This is a genomic window from Erythrobacter sp. HKB08, assembly GCF_004114695.1.
In the GTDB taxonomy this organism is placed as follows: Bacteria; Pseudomonadota; Alphaproteobacteria; order Sphingomonadales; family Sphingomonadaceae; genus Parerythrobacter_A.
In genome coordinates this window covers 550,055-568,808 of sequence record NZ_CP035310.1, presented here as the reverse complement: position 1 = coordinate 568,808, position 18,754 = coordinate 550,055, and the positions used below count along the sequence as shown (strand labels likewise).

At 65.1% G+C, this 18,754-nt stretch carries 18 protein-coding genes; 7 read left to right on the top strand and 11 right to left on the bottom strand.

What is annotated here, in order from left to right; translation table 11 throughout:
• From EO245_RS02740 to EO245_RS02730, 3 genes are all read right to left on the bottom strand, one after another.
• Positions 1–423, bottom strand: coding sequence for a 23S rRNA (pseudouridine(1915)-N(3))-methyltransferase RlmH (locus tag EO245_RS02740; RefSeq protein WP_128891492.1), 423 nt, complete (start codon positions 421–423; stop codon positions 1–3).
• A 50-nt stretch (positions 424–473) separates the two neighbouring features.
• Complete coding sequence (gene rsfS, locus EO245_RS02735; RefSeq protein WP_128893433.1) at positions 474–860, bottom strand: ribosome silencing factor; 387 nt, start codon at positions 858–860, stop codon at positions 474–476.
• 105 nt (positions 861–965) lie between these two features.
• Positions 966–1,628, bottom strand: coding sequence for a nicotinate-nucleotide adenylyltransferase (locus EO245_RS02730; RefSeq protein ID WP_255416961.1), 663 nt, complete (start codon positions 1,626–1,628; stop codon positions 966–968).
• Positions 1,629–1,897: 269 nt separating this feature from the next.
• Between EO245_RS02730 and EO245_RS02725 the strand changes: the two genes are divergently transcribed.
• Positions 1,898–3,031, top strand: coding sequence for a peptidoglycan DD-metalloendopeptidase family protein (locus EO245_RS02725; RefSeq protein WP_234026940.1), 1,134 nt, complete (start codon positions 1,898–1,900; stop codon positions 3,029–3,031).
• 4 nt (positions 3,032–3,035) lie between these two features.
• Complete coding sequence (locus EO245_RS02720; RefSeq protein ID WP_199798673.1) at positions 3,036–3,455, top strand: polymer-forming cytoskeletal protein; 420 nt, start codon at positions 3,036–3,038, stop codon at positions 3,453–3,455.
• A 79-nt stretch (positions 3,456–3,534) separates the two neighbouring features.
• On the opposite strand, the gene EO245_RS02715 is transcribed toward EO245_RS02720, so the two are convergent.
• Together EO245_RS02715 and EO245_RS02710 are read right to left on the bottom strand one after the other, a co-directional pair.
• Complete coding sequence (locus tag EO245_RS02715) at positions 3,535–5,199, bottom strand: long-chain fatty acid--CoA ligase (RefSeq protein ID WP_128891489.1); 1,665 nt, start codon at positions 5,197–5,199, stop codon at positions 3,535–3,537.
• Between the two features lie 111 nt (positions 5,200–5,310).
• Positions 5,311–6,021, bottom strand: a complete 711-nt coding sequence (locus tag EO245_RS02710) for a DUF1013 domain-containing protein (protein ID WP_128891488.1) — start codon at positions 6,019–6,021, stop codon at positions 5,311–5,313.
• Between the two features lie 204 nt (positions 6,022–6,225).
• On the opposite strand from EO245_RS02710, the gene EO245_RS02705 reads away from it, so the two are divergent.
• Positions 6,226–6,885: a hypothetical protein gene (locus EO245_RS02705; RefSeq protein WP_128891487.1), complete on the top strand. Its 660-nt coding sequence runs from the start codon at positions 6,226–6,228 to the stop codon at positions 6,883–6,885.
• On the opposite strand, the gene EO245_RS02700 is transcribed toward EO245_RS02705, so the two are convergent.
• The 3 genes from EO245_RS02700 to EO245_RS02690 form a co-directional block, all read right to left on the bottom strand.
• On the bottom strand, positions 6,886–7,959 hold the full coding sequence (locus tag EO245_RS02700; RefSeq protein ID WP_128893431.1) for a glycosyltransferase family 1 protein: 1,074 nt from the start codon (positions 7,957–7,959) through the stop codon (positions 6,886–6,888).
• Positions 7,960–7,964: 5 nt separating this feature from the next.
• Positions 7,965–8,885: a UDP-2,3-diacylglucosamine diphosphatase gene (locus EO245_RS02695; protein ID WP_234026939.1), complete on the bottom strand. Its 921-nt coding sequence runs from the start codon at positions 8,883–8,885 to the stop codon at positions 7,965–7,967.
• A gap of 141 nt (positions 8,886–9,026) precedes the next feature.
• Complete coding sequence (locus EO245_RS02690) at positions 9,027–10,013, bottom strand: NAD(P)H-quinone oxidoreductase (protein ID WP_128891486.1); 987 nt, start codon at positions 10,011–10,013, stop codon at positions 9,027–9,029.
• 139 nt (positions 10,014–10,152) lie between these two features.
• Between EO245_RS02690 and EO245_RS02685 the strand changes: the two genes are divergently transcribed.
• From EO245_RS02685 to EO245_RS02670, 4 genes are all read left to right on the top strand, one after another.
• Positions 10,153–10,356, top strand: a complete 204-nt coding sequence (locus EO245_RS02685) for a DUF1192 domain-containing protein (protein ID WP_128891485.1) — start codon at positions 10,153–10,155, stop codon at positions 10,354–10,356.
• A gap of 140 nt (positions 10,357–10,496) precedes the next feature.
• Positions 10,497–12,878, top strand: a complete 2,382-nt coding sequence (gene clpA / locus EO245_RS02680; RefSeq protein ID WP_128891484.1) for an ATP-dependent Clp protease ATP-binding subunit ClpA — start codon at positions 10,497–10,499, stop codon at positions 12,876–12,878.
• Positions 12,879–12,948: 70 nt separating this feature from the next.
• On the top strand, positions 12,949–13,980 hold the full coding sequence (locus tag EO245_RS02675) for a ligase-associated DNA damage response exonuclease (protein WP_128891483.1): 1,032 nt from the start codon (positions 12,949–12,951) through the stop codon (positions 13,978–13,980).
• Between the two features lie 3 nt (positions 13,981–13,983).
• The gene (locus EO245_RS02670; protein ID WP_128891482.1) at positions 13,984–15,579 is read left to right on the top strand and encodes a cisplatin damage response ATP-dependent DNA ligase; all 1,596 of its coding nucleotides are present in this window, start codon (positions 13,984–13,986) and stop codon (positions 15,577–15,579) included.
• Here the strand turns inward: EO245_RS02670 and EO245_RS02665 are convergent.
• Genes EO245_RS02665 through EO245_RS02655 form a run of 3 tightly spaced genes read right to left on the bottom strand, consistent with a single transcriptional unit; the run spans position 15,569 to position 18,637 of the window.
• A complete protein-coding gene (locus EO245_RS02665; RefSeq protein WP_128891481.1) occupies positions 15,569–15,850 on the bottom strand; it encodes a DUF167 domain-containing protein in 282 nt (93 codons plus the stop codon). The genes EO245_RS02670 and EO245_RS02665 overlap by 11 nt on opposite strands.
• Complete coding sequence (locus EO245_RS02660; protein ID WP_128891480.1) at positions 15,831–16,415, bottom strand: gamma carbonic anhydrase family protein; 585 nt, start codon at positions 16,413–16,415, stop codon at positions 15,831–15,833. Before EO245_RS02660 ends, EO245_RS02665 begins: the two co-directional genes overlap by 20 nt.
• A 2-nt stretch (positions 16,416–16,417) precedes the next feature.
• Entirely contained in the window at positions 16,418–18,637 is a 2,220-nt protein-coding gene (locus tag EO245_RS02655) for a spermidine synthase (RefSeq protein WP_128891479.1), read from the bottom strand.
• Positions 18,638–18,754 lie beyond the last annotated feature (117 nt).

The window sequence follows — 18,754 nt, the reverse complement described above, 5'->3', positions numbered from 1 at the left end:
TCACCCTGCCCGATGATAGGGATGACCCGCAAGGATTGCCGTCGCGCGGTAGAGCTGCTCCATCAGCATCGCGCGGGCGAGCAGGTGCGGCCAGGTCGCCTTGCCGAATGCGAGCAGCAGATCCGCCTCGGCCCGCTCCTCGCGCGAGTGGCCGTCGGCCGCGCCGATCACGAAGCGCGTTTCGCGGATGCCGTCGTCGCGCCAGCGGCCGAGCACTTCGGCCAGCTTCTCGCTCGGCATATCCTTTCCGCGCTCGTCGAGCAGCACGGTGCGGAAAGGGGTTTGCGGTTCGGGAATTTTCCCGCCCGTTTCCGGCAGTTCGGTCAGCCGGACGGGCCAGGTAAGGCGCTTCTCGTATCGCGCGACGAGGTCCGCTTCGGGGGAGCGGGCGATCTTCCCGCGCGCGATCACATGCAGGAGCATGGCTTCAAACGATCCTTTGCCCGCGCGCCTTGCGGGCACGAAAGGTCAGGTCAGGCAGTGCCTGCTGCGACCGGCGGGGCGTCGCCGAATGCCCACATGCGTTCCAGGTTGTAGAAGCTGCGCACTTCCGGCCGGAACAGGTGGACGACGACGTCACCGGAATCGATCAGCACCCAATCCGCAGCGGGCAGGCCTTCGAGCCGGGCCGGGCCGAAGCCGCCCTGCTTGATCTTTTCGGCCAGCTTCTGCGCCATGGACGCCACCTGCCGGGTCGAGCGACCCGAGGCGATGACCATGTGATCGGCGATGCTCGACTTGCCTTCCAGCGGAATGACCACGACGTCCTGCGCCTGGTCGTCGTCGAGCTGTTCGAGCACGAGGGCGAGCACGCTGCCCTCCTCGGCTTCGAAGTCGGCGGCGTTGCCGGGGCTAGTCATGCCATTGCCGTTTGCGGCGATATCGGTTTGCGCCTGGTTCATAGGCGGTGTCATTGCTCCTGGTGTTGGTGTGGCACGCGGGCCGATGTCGAGGTAACTGACGCGTCAAGCGACGGGTTCCTCTATCAACCTGTGCGTGAGTTGGTCGCGCGGCGAGCGATCGGGCATTCGCGAAGCCCAGTCCGGATCGGCGCGGCGGATAGCCGTGGCCGAACGCGGGTCGGGATCAAAACGCAAGGTCACCAGTGCCGGCGAACTCCATCTGCCCCTCGATTTCAGTCTGGCCGGGGAGACGCGGTGCCTTCCGAGCCAGGCCATTGCGGGGCTTGCAACAGCATCGCCATCATAGCCGGGTCGCGCGATGACCGCAATCGGCATGGCACGCGCTATGCCGCGCCAATCCTTCCACCTGTGGAATTGCGCAAGGTTGTCGGAGCCCATCAGCCAGACGAAGTCGTGGTCGGGAAAGCGCCGTTTGAGCGCGTGGAGCGTGTCGATCGTGTAGCGCGTCCCGAACTGCCGTTCGATCGCGCTCACCCGGATCGGGGCGCGCCTTGCCATTGCCAGTGCGGAGTGCACGCGTGACGTCAAGGGGGCCATTCCGGCCCGCGGTTTGAGCGGGTTTCCGGGCGAAACGAGCCACCACACTTCGTCGAGCCCCAAGGCCTCTTTCGCGAACAAGGAGATTCGCCGATGCCCGCCATGCGCCGGGTTGAAACTGCCGCCGAGCAGACCGATTCTCACGACTCGCCCCGCAAGCGGTTGAATCGTTGGGGAAGATCGCGATTCCGGGTCATTCGTAGACTGTCGTTACCAAGCGTATCGGAAATTGTCAGCGCTTTCGGGAACCGCTTCGAATCCCGGACATTGGGCATTCAGGTGAGAAGGTTCACAACAACTCACCGCGCGAGTCCTTCGACTCGCCTAGTCGCGCGCGACTCCGATTCGACGCGCCCGAAATCCCGTGCTAGCGCCCCGATCAATCAAAAAGCCACGATAACGGGGTCGCTTTGGACAATTCACGAACTGCCGGCGGTATGGGACGTCGCCTGGCCACCTGGTTTCCGGATCGCGAGTTCTTCATGCGATCGCAGGGCCAGGTTCGCTTCATCAAGATAACTTCGCGCATGCAGATCGCCGCCGCCTCGATTGCCGTGGCGGCGCTTTTCGCGTGGGCCATCTCCATGGCCGTGATGGGCTGGAGCCAGTATCGCGCCGAGGCCGAGCGGGCTTCGCTGCTCGATCGCGAAGCGCGCGTCGCGACCAAGGAAGAGCGTTTCGACGCCTATTCCAACCAGCTCGACGACGTCGCCGCGGACCTACAGCAGCGCCAGGAATTCATCGAGGCGATGGTCGATAGCCTGCCCGACGACGTGCGCGCGGAAGAAACCGTCAGCGATTCCTCGACCGAGGCGCAGGCGACCGTCGACAAGGTCAGCGCGCTGATCCCCGAAGCTGCCGCTCTCGCCAAGATCGAAGCCCGCCAGCTCGTTTTCGTCGAGCGCCTCACCCGCTTCGCAGACCGCCGCGCCGCTCGCGCCGCGAAGGCGATCCGCGATCTCGGCCTCAACCCCGACAGCATGATCCGCAATGCCGATCGCAGCGCGATGGGTGGTCCGCTCGAGCAGCTGGCAAGCGCCGCTAACGGCGACCTCGACCCGCGTTTCGAGCGTCTCGGCCTCAGCCTTGCGCGCATGACCGCGCTCGAGCGTACGCTCGAAGGCATCCCGCAGGTCGCCCCGGCGAGCCGTGCGTCGATCTCCTCGGGCTTCGGCTATCGCAGCGATCCCTTCACCCGCGCCGGTGCCATGCACTCCGGCCTCGACTTCAAGGGCCCGATGGGCGCACCGATCCACTCGGCAGCCAAGGGCCGCGTGACCTACGTCGGCTGGAAGTCGGGCTACGGCAAGACGGTCGAAGTGAGCCACGGCAACGGCCTGATGACCCGCTACGCCCACATGTCGCGTTTCAACGCCAAGGTCGGCCAGCAGGTCGACGCGGGCGACGTCATCGGCGCCATCGGCAGCACCGGGCGCTCGACCGGCCCGCACCTTCACTTCGAGGTGCGCATCAACAATCGCGCGGTCAATCCGCGTCCTTTCCTGGAGAAAGCCCCCAATGTTCTCAAAGAAGTCCGAGCAGCAGGCTCGGCCAAGCAGGCCGGTGCCTAAGCCGATGGCGAACAACAGCGGCACTTTCTCGGTCATCGGAACCGACGTCACCATCACCGGCAACGTCAGCGCCACCACGGAGCTGCATGTCGACGGCAAGATCGAGGGCGACATCGAATGCGCATCGCTCGTGCAGGGCGAAGTCAGCGTGATCCAGGGTGCGGTCAAGGCGGAAAGCGCGCGCATGGCGGGCACGGTCCGCGGTTCGATCACCGCACGCGACCTCGTCGTGCTGCGTTCGGCCAAGATCGAGGGCGACGTGCATTACGACACGCTCACCATCGAGCAAGGCGCAGAAGTCGAAGGCCGTTTCACGCACCGCGTTCCCGGCAGCGATACGCCGGCCCAGTCGCCGGTCACACGCAAGGACGGCGCGCCGAAGGACGGCGACGACGGCGAGCCGAAACTCTCGCTCGCGGGCTAAACGAAATTCACAGGTGGGAGAGGGGCGCCGTTCGCGAGGACGGCGCCCATTTTCTTGCGCGCCTGCCTTCCGGTAGCGATCAGTCGTCGATGACTTCGGCGCGCAGGGCCTTGCGGTCGAGTTTGCCGATCATCGTCTTCGGCAGCTCTTCGCGGATGACGACCTTGTCGACCCGCTGGTGCTTGCCGATGCGTTCGTTGAGCCACTTGGCGATGTCCTGCGCGGCGATCTCGCTGCCTTCGTTCAGCGTCACGAAGGCGCGCGGCACCTCGCCGCGGTAATCCTCGGGCATACCGATCACGAGCGCTTCCTTCACCGCCGGATGGTCGACCAGCACGTTCTCGACCTGGCTCGGGAAGACCTTGAACCCGCCGACCGAGATCATGTCCTTGCTGCGATCGACGATCTGGATGAAGCCGTCCTCGCCGATCACCGCGATATCGCCGGTGCGCAGCCAGCGCTCCCCGTCGAGTTCGACAAAGACATCCTTGTCGGCCTCGGGCCGGTTCCAGTAGCCCTGCATGACCTGGGGGCCGTTGACGATCAGCTCGCCCGGCTCGCCATCAGGCGCGGGCCTGGTCGGATCTTCCTTGTCGAGCAGGCGCACCAGCGTGCCGGGCAGGACCTGCCCGATGGTGCCGGGCTGGCGCGCGCCGACATAGGGATTGGCAGACACGACGCCGCTGCTTTCGGTCAGGCCATAGCCTTCGACCACGCGCGCGCCGGAAACCGCCTCGAAGTTCTCGCGCGTCGGTGCGGACAGGGCCGCGCCGCCCGAGATGCAGACCTTGAGCGAGGAGAAATCGGTCTTCCCGATCCGCTCGTGGTCGAGCAGCGCCTGGTACATCGTCGGAACGCCGGGGAAGCTGGTCGGCTTCACGCGGTCGATCGTCTTGAGCGCATCCTTCGCGTCGAAGCGCGGCAGCATCGAAATGCATCCGCGCTTCAGGACCGTGCGGTTGAGCACGCAGGTATTGGCGAAAACGTGGAAGAACGGCAGCACGCCGAGGATTACGTCGCGGTCCTCGAACGGGTCGAGGCCGTCGACCTGCTGCGCATTGGCAGTGAGGTTTGCATGGCTCAGCATCGCACCCTTGGGCGTCCCGGTGGTGCCTCCGGTATATTGCAGCAGCGCGATATCGGCTTCGGGATCGATGGAGATTTTCAGCGGCTCGCCATGGGTCACGATGTCCGCCCAGCGCAGGACGTCGTCGCGCTTGGGGATCGGGGCGAGTTGCTTGCGGCCCAGCAGCCTCAGCGCAACCCCCTTTACCGTCGGGAGGGCTTCGGACAGGCGCGTGACCACCAGCCGCTCGAGCGAGGACTTCTCCAGCACTTCCAGCGCGGTCGGCAACAGCGATGCGACATCGAGCGTGACGAGCAGCTGCGTGCCCGAATCCTCGACCTGATGGGCGAGTTCGTCGACCGAATAGAGCGGCGAGAAATTGACCACCGTCGCACCGGCGATCATCGCGCCGTAATAAGCGGCGATATAGGCCGGGACATTGGGCAGGAAGAGGCCGATGCGGTCGCCCTTCTTGTACCCCATCGCCTGCAGCGCGGCGGCGAAATGGCGCGCCTGCGCATGGATTTGCCGGTAGCTGAAAGTGCGGCCCATGAATTCCGCGAGCGGTGCATCGGGCGATGCGGCGACGCTGCGGGCGAACATGTCGGGCACCGACAGCTTGGCGATGGGCATGTCCCAGGGCTTGGGATGGTGATAGGCGACCTTACTGACATCCATGTAAGTTAGATGCAGGAGCGATCACCTGCGCGCAAGCGAAAAGGCGCCCCGGATCGCTCCGGAGCGCCTGTTTCGCGTTTTGTTTCGAAACCTTGCGGCTTCTCTCGAGGCTTATTCGCCCTCGCCCTCGGCAGCTTCGCCAGCGCGCTTGGCTTCGAGCCATGCAGCGGCTTCGGCTTCCTGCGCGGCTTCGGCGGCAGCCTTCTCGCTCGCATCGCGTTCGGCGCGCAGTTCCTCGATCAGGCGATCCTTGTCGCTGGTTGCTGCTTCGCCGTCGGGAGCCGCGTCGGTAATCCCGGCCTTCTTGGCCGCCTTGGCGACGACGGCATCGAGCTCGCGCTGCGAGCACAGGCCGAGCGTGACCGGATCCTTGGGCTGGATGTTCTGGATGTTCCAGTGGCTACGCTCGCGGATCGCGGTGATCGTGTTGCGCGTGGTGCCGATCAGCTTGGAAATCTGCGCGTCCGACACTTCCGGGTGGTTGCGCAGGATCCAGGCGATGCCGTCCGGCTTGTCCTGGCGCTTGGAAACCGGCGTATAACGCGGGCCCTTGGTCCGCTTCACTTCGACCGGGGCCTTCTGCATCTTGAGGACGTAGGACGAATCCGCCTGGCCCTTGTCGATTTCTTCCTGCGTCAGTTCGCCCGAGTGCAGCGGGTCGCGGCCGGTGTATTTGCTGCCGGCAAGATCGTCCGCCATCGCCTGCACTTCGAGGATGTGCAGGCCGCAGAATTCGGCGATCTGTTCGAAGCTGAGGCCGGTGTTGTCGACCAGCCAGGTGGCGGTCGCATGCGGCATGAGCGGTTTGGGTTGGTCTGCCATTTCGTTTCTCCGCCCGGCTCGTTCCGGGACCTGAAAATAGAAGGGCCGCCCCTTTCGGAGCGGCCGTTGCGAGGCTGATCTAGGCCAAGCGGGCCGAGGGGGCAAGCACTTCCACCTTCGCCCGCCCTACCTGCCCGACTTAAAACTTTGTTTTGCTTTTATATTTATTCCGCCTCCCAGACTTCTTTTGGGAGGGGACGCAAAATGATTCGCAAGGGAATGGTGATTCTTCCCGCATTGGCGCTGGCCGGATGCGGCGATGGAACGGACTTCACGGTCGATGTCGCGGGCAATGCCGCCGACGTCGAAGCCGCACTCAACAAGATCGACGCCAACCAGATGAGCGGCCTGCTATCGCTCAAGCGCGTGGAACGCAGCACGCCTGGCCCCGGGCAGGTGCTCTTCACCATCCCTGCGCATGGCGATTGGGAGGATGCGACCATCCTCTTCACCGTCACCGGCGAAGGCGAGAACAGCCGCATCGCGGCGGCAGTAGACGTGCCGGCGATCCCGGTGTTCATGGACGGCGAGGAAAAATACGTCGCGGAAGACAAGGTCGAGGATTCGCTCGAAGAGGACCTGCGCGACTGGGCAGACGCCTATGGCAATGGCGGCGGCGCGCATATCGCTGCGCGCGAACTCGGCCATTCGATCAACAGCGTCGCCATCGCCGTGCAGCTGACCGACGAGATCGGCAACATGGCCTTCGGCATGCCGAGCTTCGCTTCGGGCCCGAGCTACGATTACGAGGAAAGCTACTCGGAAACGACCATTGCCCCGAGCAGTGCGGAACCGATGAGCGATCCCGATGCCGACGCGGCGGAATACGGCCAGCCGATGGACGAGGCGCTACCCGCCTATTGATCAGGCGGCTGCCAGCGCTTCTTCCTCCAGCGAGACGAGGCCGGCGAGGAACTGCCTCGTCGCCGCTTCCCAGCTGAAGGTGCTGCCAAAGGCGGCGCAGTCGTCGCTGTCGCAGAAGATGGCGGCGGCAATCGCGCGGTCGAGGTTTTCGGACAAGGCTCCGGTCGGCTCGGTGACGATATCGACCGGCCCCGCGACCGGGAATGCAGCGACGGGCGTGCCGCAGGCAAGCGCCTCGATCATGACGAGGCCGAAAGTGTCGGTCCTGCTCGGGAAAACGAAGACATCCGCACCGGCGTAACATCCGGCGAGGTCGCGGCCCATGCGCTTGCCGAGGAAACGGGCCTCTGGGAAGCGAGCTTCGAGTTCGGCGCGCGCCGGACCATCGCCGACCACCACCTTGCTGCCGGGGTAACCGCAAGAGAGGAATGCCTCGATATTCTTCTCGACCGCAATGCGTCCGACATAGAGCATGATCGGGCGCGGCAGGGTCGCATACTCGGGAGGAAGCGGCGCATCGGGCGTGAAGCACTCGAGATCGACCCCGCGGCTCCAGTGATGCAGGTTCTCAAGGCCGTGCTCGCGCAATTCGCTGCGGATGCTTTCGGTCGCGACCATGACCCGCTCGGCCGGCTTGTGAAACCAGCGGATATAGCGCCAGAACACTTCGGGCGAGATGCCGGTGCGCTTGGCGACATAGTCGGGGAACTGGGTGTGATAGGCGGTCGTGAACGGTACCCCCTGCCCAACGCAATAGCGTCGCGCCGCGAGCCCGAGCGGACCCTCGGTCGCGATATGGACCGCGTCCGGCCGGGCTTCAGCAAGCTGGCGTGCCACGGCCCCCGGCGGCGCAAGAGCCAAGCGGATTTCCGGATAGGTGGGACACGGCATCGAGCGGAACCGGTCGGGCGAGATTACCGTCACCTCGTGCCCCCACTCGCGCAGGATGTCGCAGGTCGTCGCCAGCGTACGCACGACGCCGTTCATCTGCGGAAGCCAGGCATCGCTGACGATCGCAATGCGATGCGGAAAGGGCGAGTGGGTCGACACGTCGCCGGCGCCAAAGCGGGTCATCCGGTTCATGCCGCCTCCAGCTCGGTTGCGACTTCGCCTGGCTCGGCAGCCTCCGGCACAGCTTCGCGCTTCGCCATCTCGTCGGGCCAGTGGAGCAGCTCCATCGTCCCGTCGAAATGCTCGACCAGCGCGTTGCAGCCTTCGACCCAGTCGCCGTCGTTGAAATACTCGACCCGCCTGCCCTCATGCTCGAACTCGCGGATTTCGGCAGTGTGGATGTGGCCGCAGACCACGCCATCGACGCCGCGCTCGCCAGCGGCACGGGCGACCACTTCCTCGTATTTCGAGATGAACTCGACCGCGTTCTTGACCTTGTGCTTGGCCGCCTTGGAGATCGACCAGTAGGGCAGGCCCAGCATGGTGCGCACCCGCGCGACCCAGCCGTTCAGCTTCATCATCAGGTGGTAAAGCGCGTCGCCGACGAAGGCGAGCCAGCGGTGCGCGAGCATGATTGTGTCGAACTCGTCGCCATGCAGCACCATCAGGCGGCGGCCATCGGCGGTGTCGTGGAACGCAGCGCGCATGATCTCCACGCCGCCGAAATTCATGCCGGAAAAGGGCCGCACCATCTCGTCGTGATTGCCAGGAATGAAGACGATCCGCGTACCGCGCCGCGCACGCTTGAGGATGCGCCAGACGATGTCGTTGTGTTCCGGCGGCCAGTAGAACTTCTTCTTCAGGCGCCAGCCGTCGATAATGTCGCCGACGAGATACATCGTCTCGCTATCGGTATGGTCGAGGAAGTCGATCAGCAGCTCGGCATTGCACCCCTTGGTGCCGAGATGGATGTCGCTGATCCATATCGTGCGGAAGCGGCGGCGCTCACCGATGGTCTTTTCCGGGACCTTCGGCTTGGGCGCGGGAAAGTCCGCGACATTGTCGCCGGCCGGGAAACCGGGAATGGGCGGGAACGGCATATCGGTCATGGCGGGACCCCTTCGAAGCAACCGATTTGCCCCGAGCCTATGACAGGCACGTGTGACGCGCTCGTCACATTTCGGTGACGATTCAGCGAATTCGCGACAGTTTGGGGTCAGTCTCTCAAGCGGCGCGAGAGCTGCGCGAGGTCAGCCCGCTGCGACCTCGAGCACGATCTTCCCGATGTGCTCGCCCTGCTCCATCCGCCGGTGCGCCTGCGCCGCATCGGCGAGCGGGAAGGTGCGGTCCATCACCGGGCAGATCTCGCCGTCGAGAAACAGCGGCCAGGCGTTCTGCTCGATCTCGGCGCATAGCAGCGACTTGAATGCATCGCTGCGCGGCCTGAGCGTCGAGCCGGTCAGCGTCAGGCGGCGGCTCATGATAAAGGCCATGTTGAGTTCGGCTTTCATCCCGCCGAGCACCGCGATCGTCACGTGGCGACCGTCTTCGGCGAGGCATTTCAGATTGCGCGCGACATAATCGCCGGACACCATGTCGAGCACGACATGCACGCCTTCGCCGCCGGTCAGTTCCCTGACCTGCTCGACGAAATCGGCCTCGCGGTAATTGATCGCATGATCGGCGCCGAAATTTTCCGCCGCAGTGCATTTTTCCGCGCTGCCGCAGGTGACGAAAACCTCGAGCCCGAAGGCCTTGCCGAGCATGATCGCCATGGTCCCGATACCGCTGGTGCCGCCGTGGACCAGCAGGCGCTCGCCCTCGCGCGCGTGGCCGCGCTGGAAGACATTGTGCCACACGGTGAACAGGGTCTCGGGAATTGCCGCGGCATGGTCGAGCGGCAAGGCATCGCCGACCGGCAGGCAATGTTCGACCGGAGTGCGGCAGAACTCGGCATAGCCCCCGCCCGGCGTCAGCGCACAGACGACCTGGCCGAGCCACTCGCGATCGACACCCTCGCCCAGCGCGACGATCTCGCCTGCGACTTCGAGCCCGAGGATCGGGGAGGCACCGGGCGGTGCGGGATAGTGGCCCTGCCGCTGGATCACATCGGGCCGGTTGACCCCCGCATAGGCGACGCGGATCAGCACCTCGCCCGCGCGCGGCATCGGCACTTCCGCTTCGCCGAGCGCAAGCGCGTCGGCATCGCCCGGCTGGTCGAACAGCGCGGCTTTCATGGTTGTCGGTAATTCGTGCGCCATCATGCCCCCAATGCGCAGCTTTGTTGCGAACGCGCGACAGCGGCCGCACGAATGCGCCGAAATAGACGCGGGATCGATTGACAGCAAGCGCCTGTTCCGGCGAGACTTGTCGGCGATGGATCTCGACGACCTCCCGCGCCCCAAGGGCGATGCCGCGAGCAAGCTCGCAGGCGAGGACCTCGGCCCCTATTCGCAGGACGAGCTGGACGAGCGCATCGCCCTGCTCGAAGCCGAGATCGAGCGGGTCAAATCGCATCGCGACAAGGCCTCCGCCCACCGCGCGGCCGCCGATGCCCTGTTCGGGAAGCCATCATCGTGAAGGGGCGGGGTCGAAATCAGCCGGCCCGTTCCTATATCGATAGCAATGCTTCGTGTGCGGGCCGTTTAGGCCATGTTAACCACGAATTCTCATCCTCCCTGTTCAGGGGATATCCGTCTCCATCGACGAAAGACTGTTGAATGCCCAGCTTTGCCCAGAACCTCGAGAAGACTCTCCACACGGCGCTGACCCATGCTTCGGACCGGCGCCATGAATATGCGACGCTCGAACACCTGCTGCTCGCCCTGATCGAGGATGAGGACGCGGTGCAGGTGATGGACGCTTGCGGGGTCGACACGGGCGAGCTCGGCGACGTGGTGCGCCAGTATCTCGACCAGGAATACCAGTCGCTCAAGACCGAGGACGATTCCGATCCGCAGCCGACCGCCGGTTTCCAGCGTGTCGTCCAGCGCGCGATCCTGCATGTCCAGTCCTCGGGCAAGGATACGGTGACCGGAGCGAACGTGCTCGTCGCCCTCTTCTCCGAGCGGGACAGCTACGCCGTCTATTTCCTGCAGCAGCAGGACATGAGCCGCCTCGATGCGGTGAGCTTCATCAGCCACGGCATCGGCAAGGGCGGCAAGCAGCTCGAATCGAAAGCGCCCAAGGGTGCCGAGGAAGGCCAGGCTGAAGAGAGCAAGGCCGACAACAAGAAGGAAACCGCGCTCGACCAGTTCACGGTCAACCTCAATGCCAAGGCGGAGGCCGGCAAGGTCGACCCGCTGATCGGCCGTGGTCCCGAAGTCGACCGCACGATCCAGATCCTGTGCCGCCGCTCGAAGAACAACCCGCTCTATGTGGGCGATCCCGGCGTCGGCAAGACCGCCATCGCCGAGGGCCTTGCGCGCAAGATCGTCGAAGGCGAAGTGCCCGACGTGCTGAAGGACGCGGTGATTTACTCGCTCGACATGGGCGCGCTGCTGGCCGGCACGCGCTATCGCGGCGACTTCGAGGAGCGTTTGAAGCAGGTCGTCAACGAGCTCGAGCAGATGCCCGAGGCGATCCTCTTCATCGACGAGATCCACACCGTCATCGGCGCCGGTGCGACCAGCGGCGGGGCGATGGATGCCTCGAACCTGCTGAAGCCCGCGCTGTCGAACGGCTCGATCCGCTGCATCGGCTCGACCACCTACAAGGAATTCCGCAACCACTTCGAGAAGGACCGCGCGCTGCTGCGCCGCTTCCAGAAGATCGACGTCAACGAACCGACGATCGACGACACGGTGAAGATCCTGCAGGGCCTGCGCAGCGCGTTCGAGGACCATCACAAGGTCAAGTACACGCCCGACGCGCTCAAGACCGCGGTCGAGCTGTCGGCGCGCTACATCAACGACCGCAAGCTGCCGGACAAGGCGATCGACGTGATCGACGAGGTCGGCGCGATGCAGATGCTCGTGCCGCCCAGCCGCCGCAAGAAGAAGATCACCGCCAAGGAAATCGAGGCGGTTATCGCGACCATGGCGCGCATCCCGCCGAAATCGGTTTCGAAGGACGACAAGAAGGCGCTCGAGAACCTCGAACGCGACCTCAAGCACGTCGTTTTCGGGCAGGACGAGGCGATCCACCGCCTGTCGACCGCGATGAAGCTGTCGCGTGCCGGCCTGCGCGATCCGGACAAGCCGATCGGCTCGTTCCTGTTCTCCGGCCCGACCGGCGTCGGCAAGACCGAGGTCGCGCGCCAGCTCGCCTCGATCATGGGCATCGAGCTGAAGCGCTTCGACATGTCGGAATATATGGAGCGCCACAGCGTTTCGCGCCTGATCGGCGCGCCTCCGGGCTATGTCGGTTACGACCAGGGCGGCCTGCTGACCGATGCGATCGACCAGAACCCGCACTGCGTGCTGCTGCTCGACGAAATCGAGAAGGCGCACCCGGACCTGTTCAACATCCTGCTGCAGGTGATGGATAACGGCCGCCTGACCGACCACCACGGCAAGACGGTCGACTTCCGCAACGTCGTTCTCATCATGACGACCAATGCCGGCGCGTCCGACATGGCGCGCCAGGGCATCGGCTTCGGCGACGTGTCGAAGGAAGACGCGGGCGACGAGGCGGTGAAGAAGATGTTCACCCCCGAATTCCGCAACCGTCTCGATGCGATCGTGCCCTTCGCCTATCTCGGCAAGAGCACCGTTGCTCGCGTGGTCGACAAGTTCATCCTCCAGCTCGAACTGCAGCTGGCCGAGCAGAACGTCCACATCCAGTTCGACAAGGATGCGCGCGACTGGCTGGCCGACAAGGGCTACGACAAGCTCTACGGCGCGCGCCCGATGGGCCGCCTCATCCAGGAGCGGATCAAGCAGCCGCTCGCCGAGGAGCTGTTGTTCGGCAAGCTGTCGGATGGCGGCGAGGTGCATGTCACGGTCAAGGACGGCAAGCCGAGCTTCGAGCTCACGCCTGCTCCGCCCAAGGCCAAGCCCAAGCGCAAGACCGCGGCCAAGAAAAAGGCCCCCGCAAAGAAGGCTCCGATGAAGCCCGAGGAAGGCGCTGCCGACGGCGGCAAGGGCGACGACAAGAGCTAGGCTTTTCCAGCCGGAACATACGAAGGGGCGCGCGCCGGAAACGGTTCGCACCCCTTCTCGTTGTTGCACCATGCGCGCACCCTTCTCCTGGATCAGGCCCGAGCCCTGGGGCATCCATGTCGTGCCGGCCGATTGCTGGATCGACCCGGCGCGCGCGGTCGACAAGGCGCTGGTGACCCACGGTCATGCCGACCATGCACGCGGCGGGCATGGCGAAACTGTCGCCACGCCCGAGACGCTCGCTATCATGGAACTGCGCTATCGCACCGGGGCTGAAGACGATGCGGGCGAAATCCCGCACAAGGCGATCCCGGTCCAATATGGCGAAACGATCCGCCTGCCGGGCGATGTCGACGCGACCTTTTTCCCCGCCGGGCATGTCCTCGGCAGCGCGCAAATCCTGCTCGAGCATGCGGGTGAAAGGGTCGTTATTACAGGCGATTACAAGCGCCGTCATGACCCCACCTGCCCGCCGTTCGAAGTCGTGCCCTGCGACATTTTCATCACCGAGGCGACTTTCGGGCTGCCGGTGTTCTGCCACCCGCCGATCGAGGACGAGATGGCCAAGCTGCTCGGCCGGCTCGACGCGCATCCCGACCGCTGCGTGCTGGTCGGCGCCTATGCGCTGGGCAAGGCGCAGCGCGTGATCGCGGAACTGCGCCGCGCCGGCCATCACCAGCCGATCTACCTCCATGGCGCGATGGAGAAGATGTGCCGCCTCTACGAAGAGCTCGGCGTCGACCTCGGCGAATTGCGTTTAGTGGCGGATCATACGAAGGACGAGATGCGCGGCCATGTCATCGTCAGCCCGCCATCCGCGCTCAACGATCGCTGGAGCCGCCGCCTGCCCGATCCGGTCACTGCGATGGCGAGCGGCTGGATGCGCGTGCGCCAGCGTGCCCGCCAGCGCAATGTCGAATTGCCGCTGGTCATTTCCGACCACGCCGACTGGGGCGAGCTCACCCGCACGATCCAGGAGGTCGATGCACACGAGAACTGGATCACCCACGGCCGCGAGGAAGCGCTGCTGCGCTGGTGCCAGCTGAACCAGCGCCGCGCCCGCGCTCTCGCGCTGGTCGGCTACGACGACGAGGACGATTGAGGCGTGGAGGAGTTCGCCGCCCTGATCGACGCGCTGGTCTATACGCGCAGCCGCAACGAGAAGCTGCGGCTGATCTCGGAATACCTGCTTGCGACGCCCGACCCCGATCGCGGCTGGGCGCTCGCCGCCTTGTCCGACGGGCTCGACTTTCCCGCGGTAAAATCCTCGACCATCCGCAATCTGATGAAGGACCGGATCGACCCGGTGCTCTGGACGCTGAGTCGCGATTTCGTCGGCGATACGGCGGAAACCGCGAGCCTGTTGTGGCCCGCGCCCGACAGTGACGCCAAGGCAGCGCCGAGCATTGCCCAAGTGGTTGAAATCCTATCCTCGACCAACCGCAGCACCGCGCCGGTCGAACTCGCCCGGCTGCTCGACCGGCTCGACCCGTCGGGCCGCTATGCGCTGCTCAAGCTTGCGACCGGTGCGATGCGGATCGGCGTATCGAGCCGCCTCGCCAAGGTCGCCTTCGCGCAGGCCTTCGATGTGCCGGTCGAGAAGGTCGAGGAATACTGGCACGGGCTGGAGCCGCCCTATCCCGAGCTGTTCGCCTGGGCAGCGGAAGGCGCGGACCCGCCCGATACCGAGAACATGCCGCTGTTCCGCCCCTTCATGCTCGCCCATCCGCTCGAGGAGACGAAAGTCGACCTCGCCGATTACGCGGCCGAGTGGAAATGGGACGGCATCCGCGTCCAGCTCGTCCATGCGGGCGGCGAAACGCGGGTCTATTCGCGTTCGGGCGACGATATTTCGCAGACCTTCCCCGAAATGGTCGATGCGCTCGAAGTGCCGGGCATACTCGACGGCGAGCTACTGGTGCGCGGCGCGGTCCAGGGCGGCGAGGAAGGGGGCGCGGCGAGCTTCAACGCGCTCCAGCAAAGGCTCGGGCGCAAGACCGTATCGAAGAAGATGCTCACCGAAAGCCCCGCCTTCGTGCGCCTCTACGACGTGCTGCAATGGCGCGGCGAGGATTTGCGCGAGCAAGCCTGGAGCGAGAGGCGCGAAACGCTCGAGAAACTGCTCGGCGAACTGCCCAACAGCCACTTCGACCTCTCGCAGCTAGTCGAGGCGCGCGATTTCGATCATCTCGCCGAAATCCGCGAAGGCGCGCGCGACGATGCGATCGAAGGCCTCATGCTCAAGCGCAAGGACAGCCCCTATATCGCCGGGCGGCGGGTCGGATACTGGTACAAGTGGAAGCGCGACCCGCTGCTGGTCGATTGCGTGCTGATGTATGCGCAGCGCGGCAGCGGCAAGCGCTCGAGCTTCTATTCCGACTACACTTTCGGCTGCTGGGACGGCGATCCGGACCAGGGTGCGGACCTGCTGCCGGTCGGCAAGGCCTATTCGGGCTTCACCGACGAGGAATTGAAGAAAATCGACCGCCACGTGCGCCAAAAGACGATCAACCGCTTCGGCCCGGTGCGCGAGACCGACAAGAGCCTCGTTTTCGAAGTCGCATTTGACAGCGTACATGAAAGCAAGCGCCACAAGTCGGGTCTTGCCATGCGCTTCCCGCGCATCCACCGCATCCGCTGGGACAAGCCCGCGCACGAGGCGGACCGGATCGAAGCGCTACGGGCGTTGATCAGGGACTAACCTGCACCAACTTCTCGCGCGAAGTTGCGCCGCGCAACAGGGTCAGGCTGGACGGCGCACAGCCGAGCGCCTTCGCCAGCAGCTTGAGAACCGCAGTGTTCGCGGCACCGTCCTGCGGCTTGGCCCGGGTGTGGACGATCAGCTTGCCGCCATCGATCGACAGGGATTCGCTGCGTGCGCCGGGCGTCACCCTGAGCGCGAGCCTGCCTTCGTCATCGGCCAGGGCGAGGATCGCGGCGCGATCGGGAAAATCAGGCTTGGGACGTGCCATCGCCCATGGCCGCAGCGACCGCATCGGCATGGTGCTTGGCATTCTCGGCGTAATGCATCACGCCCATGCGCATGCCGGCGATCGCGCCGTCGGTCAGGTCCTTGAGCTTCTTCGCAGGGCGGCCGGCCCACAATTCGCGCGGGCCCATCTTCTTGCCCTCGGTCAGCATCGCGCCGGCGGCGAGCATGGCATCCGAGCCGATCACCGCCTTGTTCATCGCGATCGCTCCGAGGCCGACGAAGCCGCGGTCCTCGATAATGCAGCCGTGGACCATCGCCATGTGGCCGATCAGCACGTCGTCGCCGATCACCAGCGGGGAGCCGCCCTCGTCACCGGGGCGCGGCGGGTCGCAGTGGAGGACGCTGCCGTCCTGCACATTGGTCCGCTCGCCGATGCGGATGGTGAAAACGTCGGCGCGCAACACGCAATTGTACCAGATCGAACTGCCCGCCCCGATTTCGACATCGCCGATGATCGTGCAGCCGGGCGCGATAAAGGCGGTCTCGTGGATCTTGGGTGTTTTCCCGTGGATCGGGATGATGTTCACGCCAGGGCGGCTCGTCATTCTCACTCTCCGGTCAGCTTGCCCCACCGCAGGTGAGGCAGGATCGATGCGTGATCGTCGGTCCAAACCTTGCCCTTGGGCGCAGGCAGGTCCGACCATTTCGCATCGGGATAGAGAGCCTCTAGTTCAGTCAGCCGCGACTTGTCACGGGCCATCACCACCCATTCGGATGCCGTGAGCACTTCGGATTTCGGAGCATCGCGCCGGATGCGTGCCGACCAGCCGGTCGCCTCGGCATGCGCGGCCATCACCGGATCGAGGTCGATGTAGCGGTTCGAGATATGGAACACGAGCACGCCGTTTTCGGCCAGCGCGCCGCGATAGATGTCGAGTGCTTCCGACGTCAGCAGGTGCAGCGGGATGCTGTCGGAGCTGAACGCGTCGATCACCAGCACGTCGTATTCCTCGTCCGAGCGCTTCTCGAGTTCGAGCCGCGCATCGCCGATGACGTTTTCCGCATCGGGCGCGCATTCGTCGAGGAAGGAGAACTGGCCGGCCGTCGAATAGCCGAGGACCACCGGGTCGATCTCGTAGAGTGTCCAGTCCTGATCCGGCGTGCGATAGCAGGCGAGCGTGCCCACGCCGAGGCCGACGATACCGATCTTCGCATCGGGACCGTGCATCGCATCGGCAGCCCGCAGCGCGAGGCCGACGCCGCCGGTCGGGCCGTAATAGCTCGTCGGATCGAGCCTGCGCTCCGCATCGAGGAACTGGCGGCCATGCAGCGTCGTGCCATGCGCCAGGTCGCGCGTGCCGGTCTCCGCATTGTCCTGCACGCGGTAGATGCCGAAATAGCTCCGCTCGCGCGCGCCTTCGAACGAGGTCTCGAGCGTTTCCGCCCCGCCCCGGCCGACCATCAGCGCGAGCAGCACCGCGACGAATGCCCAGCGCTTGCCGATGGCGAGCGCGCCGAGCACGAAGAGCGCGGCCATGGCGACGAATGCGAGGGTTTCCGAACCATTGTCGGTTGCCCTTACGAGTACAAAGGCGAGGATTGCCGCCAGGACGACGAGGCCGATCGTGGCGATCCGGCGTTTGCCACCCTCGATGCCGAACTTCGCCTGCCAGTCGAACAGGGCCAGTGCCGGAAGCAGGGCTGCGGCGGCGAGGACGAGGATCGGGTGCTCCCACACCCAGTCGAAGATCAGCGGGGCGAACAGCGCGGTGAAGAGACCGCCCAATGCACCGCCCGCGCTCATCATGAGGTAGAACAGCGTGAGCTTTTCCGGCGCGGGACGCAGGGCGAACAGGCGGCGGTGAAGCGCAACTGCGACCACGAAGAGCAGCAGGATCGAGGCGATCGCTCCCGAAAAGCCGGCCAGCGACTTGCTCAGCATGGCAAGGCTGCCGGCGAACAGGATTATGACCGGCGCGACCTTGACGAACAGGTCGGCCAGATTGCTCTTCTCGGCGAATGCGAGCGAGAAACTCAGCAGGTACAGGCCGAGCGGAATGACCCACAGCAGCGGCATTGCGACGATGTCGGTCGTGAGGTGCGTCGTCGTCGAGAGCATCAGGCCCGAGGGGACTGCCGAAAGCGCGAGCCACAGGGCGATGGTGCGCCAGCCGATGCTGTCGTTGCCCGTTTCGGCCTCGGCTTCGATTTCGGCGACGACCGGGGCGGCGACGTCCTCGCCCTTCCAGCGCGACCAGGCGGCTAGCGCGACGAGGAGGATGAGAAGGCCGTAGCCCGCGGCCCAGATCCCGCTTTGCATGTCGAGCGGCATGTTCGGCTCGAACAGCAGCGGATAGCTCAGCAGGCCGGCGAAACTGCCGACATTGGACGCGGCATAGAGCCAATAGGGATCGCCCGCCTTGCCGTCGGCGGCATACCAGCGCTGCATCAGCGGTGCCTGCGCGGAAACGAGGAAGAACAGCGGGCCGATGGTCAGTGCGAACAGTGCCGGGACCCACAGCGCCTCGAGCCCGGGGCGCGAGGGCGGAAGCTCGGCAAGGGTAATCGGCAGGAAAACCACCGCGACCAGTAGCAGCGCGAGATGGATCATCGCCTGCCGCCGGATCGGCAGGGTGGAAAGCGCATGGGCGTAGGCATATCCGCCGAGCAGCAGCGCCTGGTAGACCAGCATCGCGCTGTTCCAGACATTGGGCGCGCCGCCGAGCAGCGGCAGCGCCATGCGCGCGACGAGCGGCTGGACGAGGAAGAGAAGGAAGCTGCCCGTAAGAATGGTTACGGTGAAGAGCAGCCGAGCCGGTCCGAACATGAAAAACCCCCTGATATCCGGACCTGCCTCAGCGCCCCTGGCGACCCGGGTGGCGCGCAGCATCCGGCCCCGAATGCGTTAGGCTGCGATGGTTAATATTCCCTTTGAAAAGTCGCT

What these genes read in the sequence shown, in the direction of transcription:
- EO245_RS02740 (WP_128891492.1), bottom strand. Translation starts at nt 423, where the DNA reads ATGCTCCTGCATGTGATCGCGCGCGGGAAGATCGCCCGCTCCCCCGAA.
- rsfS (WP_128893433.1), bottom strand. Translation starts at nt 860, where the DNA reads ATGACTAGCCCCGGCAACGCCGCCGACTTCGAAGCCGAGGAGGGCAGC.
- EO245_RS02725 (WP_234026940.1), top strand. Translation starts at nt 1,898, where the DNA reads ATGGGACGTCGCCTGGCCACCTGGTTTCCGGATCGCGAGTTCTTCATG.
- EO245_RS02720 (WP_199798673.1), top strand. Translation starts at nt 3,036, where the DNA reads ATGGCGAACAACAGCGGCACTTTCTCGGTCATCGGAACCGACGTCACC.
- EO245_RS02715 (WP_128891489.1), bottom strand. Translation starts at nt 5,199, where the DNA reads ATGGATGTCAGTAAGGTCGCCTATCACCATCCCAAGCCCTGGGACATG.
- EO245_RS02710 (WP_128891488.1), bottom strand. Translation starts at nt 6,021, where the DNA reads ATGGCAGACCAACCCAAACCGCTCATGCCGCATGCGACCGCCACCTGG.
- EO245_RS02705 (WP_128891487.1), top strand. Translation starts at nt 6,226, where the DNA reads ATGATTCGCAAGGGAATGGTGATTCTTCCCGCATTGGCGCTGGCCGGA.
- EO245_RS02700 (WP_128893431.1), bottom strand. Translation starts at nt 7,959, where the DNA reads ATGACCCGCTTTGGCGCCGGCGACGTGTCGACCCACTCGCCCTTTCCG.
- EO245_RS02695 (WP_234026939.1), bottom strand. Translation starts at nt 8,885, where the DNA reads ATGACCGATATGCCGTTCCCGCCCATTCCCGGTTTCCCGGCCGGCGAC.
- EO245_RS02690 (WP_128891486.1), bottom strand. Translation starts at nt 10,013, where the DNA reads ATGAAAGCCGCGCTGTTCGACCAGCCGGGCGATGCCGACGCGCTTGCG.
- EO245_RS02685 (WP_128891485.1), top strand. Translation starts at nt 10,153, where the DNA reads ATGGATCTCGACGACCTCCCGCGCCCCAAGGGCGATGCCGCGAGCAAG.
- clpA (WP_128891484.1), top strand. Translation starts at nt 10,497, where the DNA reads ATGCCCAGCTTTGCCCAGAACCTCGAGAAGACTCTCCACACGGCGCTG.
- EO245_RS02675 (WP_128891483.1), top strand. Translation starts at nt 12,949, where the DNA reads ATGCGCGCACCCTTCTCCTGGATCAGGCCCGAGCCCTGGGGCATCCAT.
- EO245_RS02665 (WP_128891481.1), bottom strand. Translation starts at nt 15,850, where the DNA reads ATGGCACGTCCCAAGCCTGATTTTCCCGATCGCGCCGCGATCCTCGCC.
- EO245_RS02660 (WP_128891480.1), bottom strand. Translation starts at nt 16,415, where the DNA reads ATGACGAGCCGCCCTGGCGTGAACATCATCCCGATCCACGGGAAAACA.
- EO245_RS02655 (WP_128891479.1), bottom strand. Translation starts at nt 18,637, where the DNA reads ATGTTCGGACCGGCTCGGCTGCTCTTCACCGTAACCATTCTTACGGGC.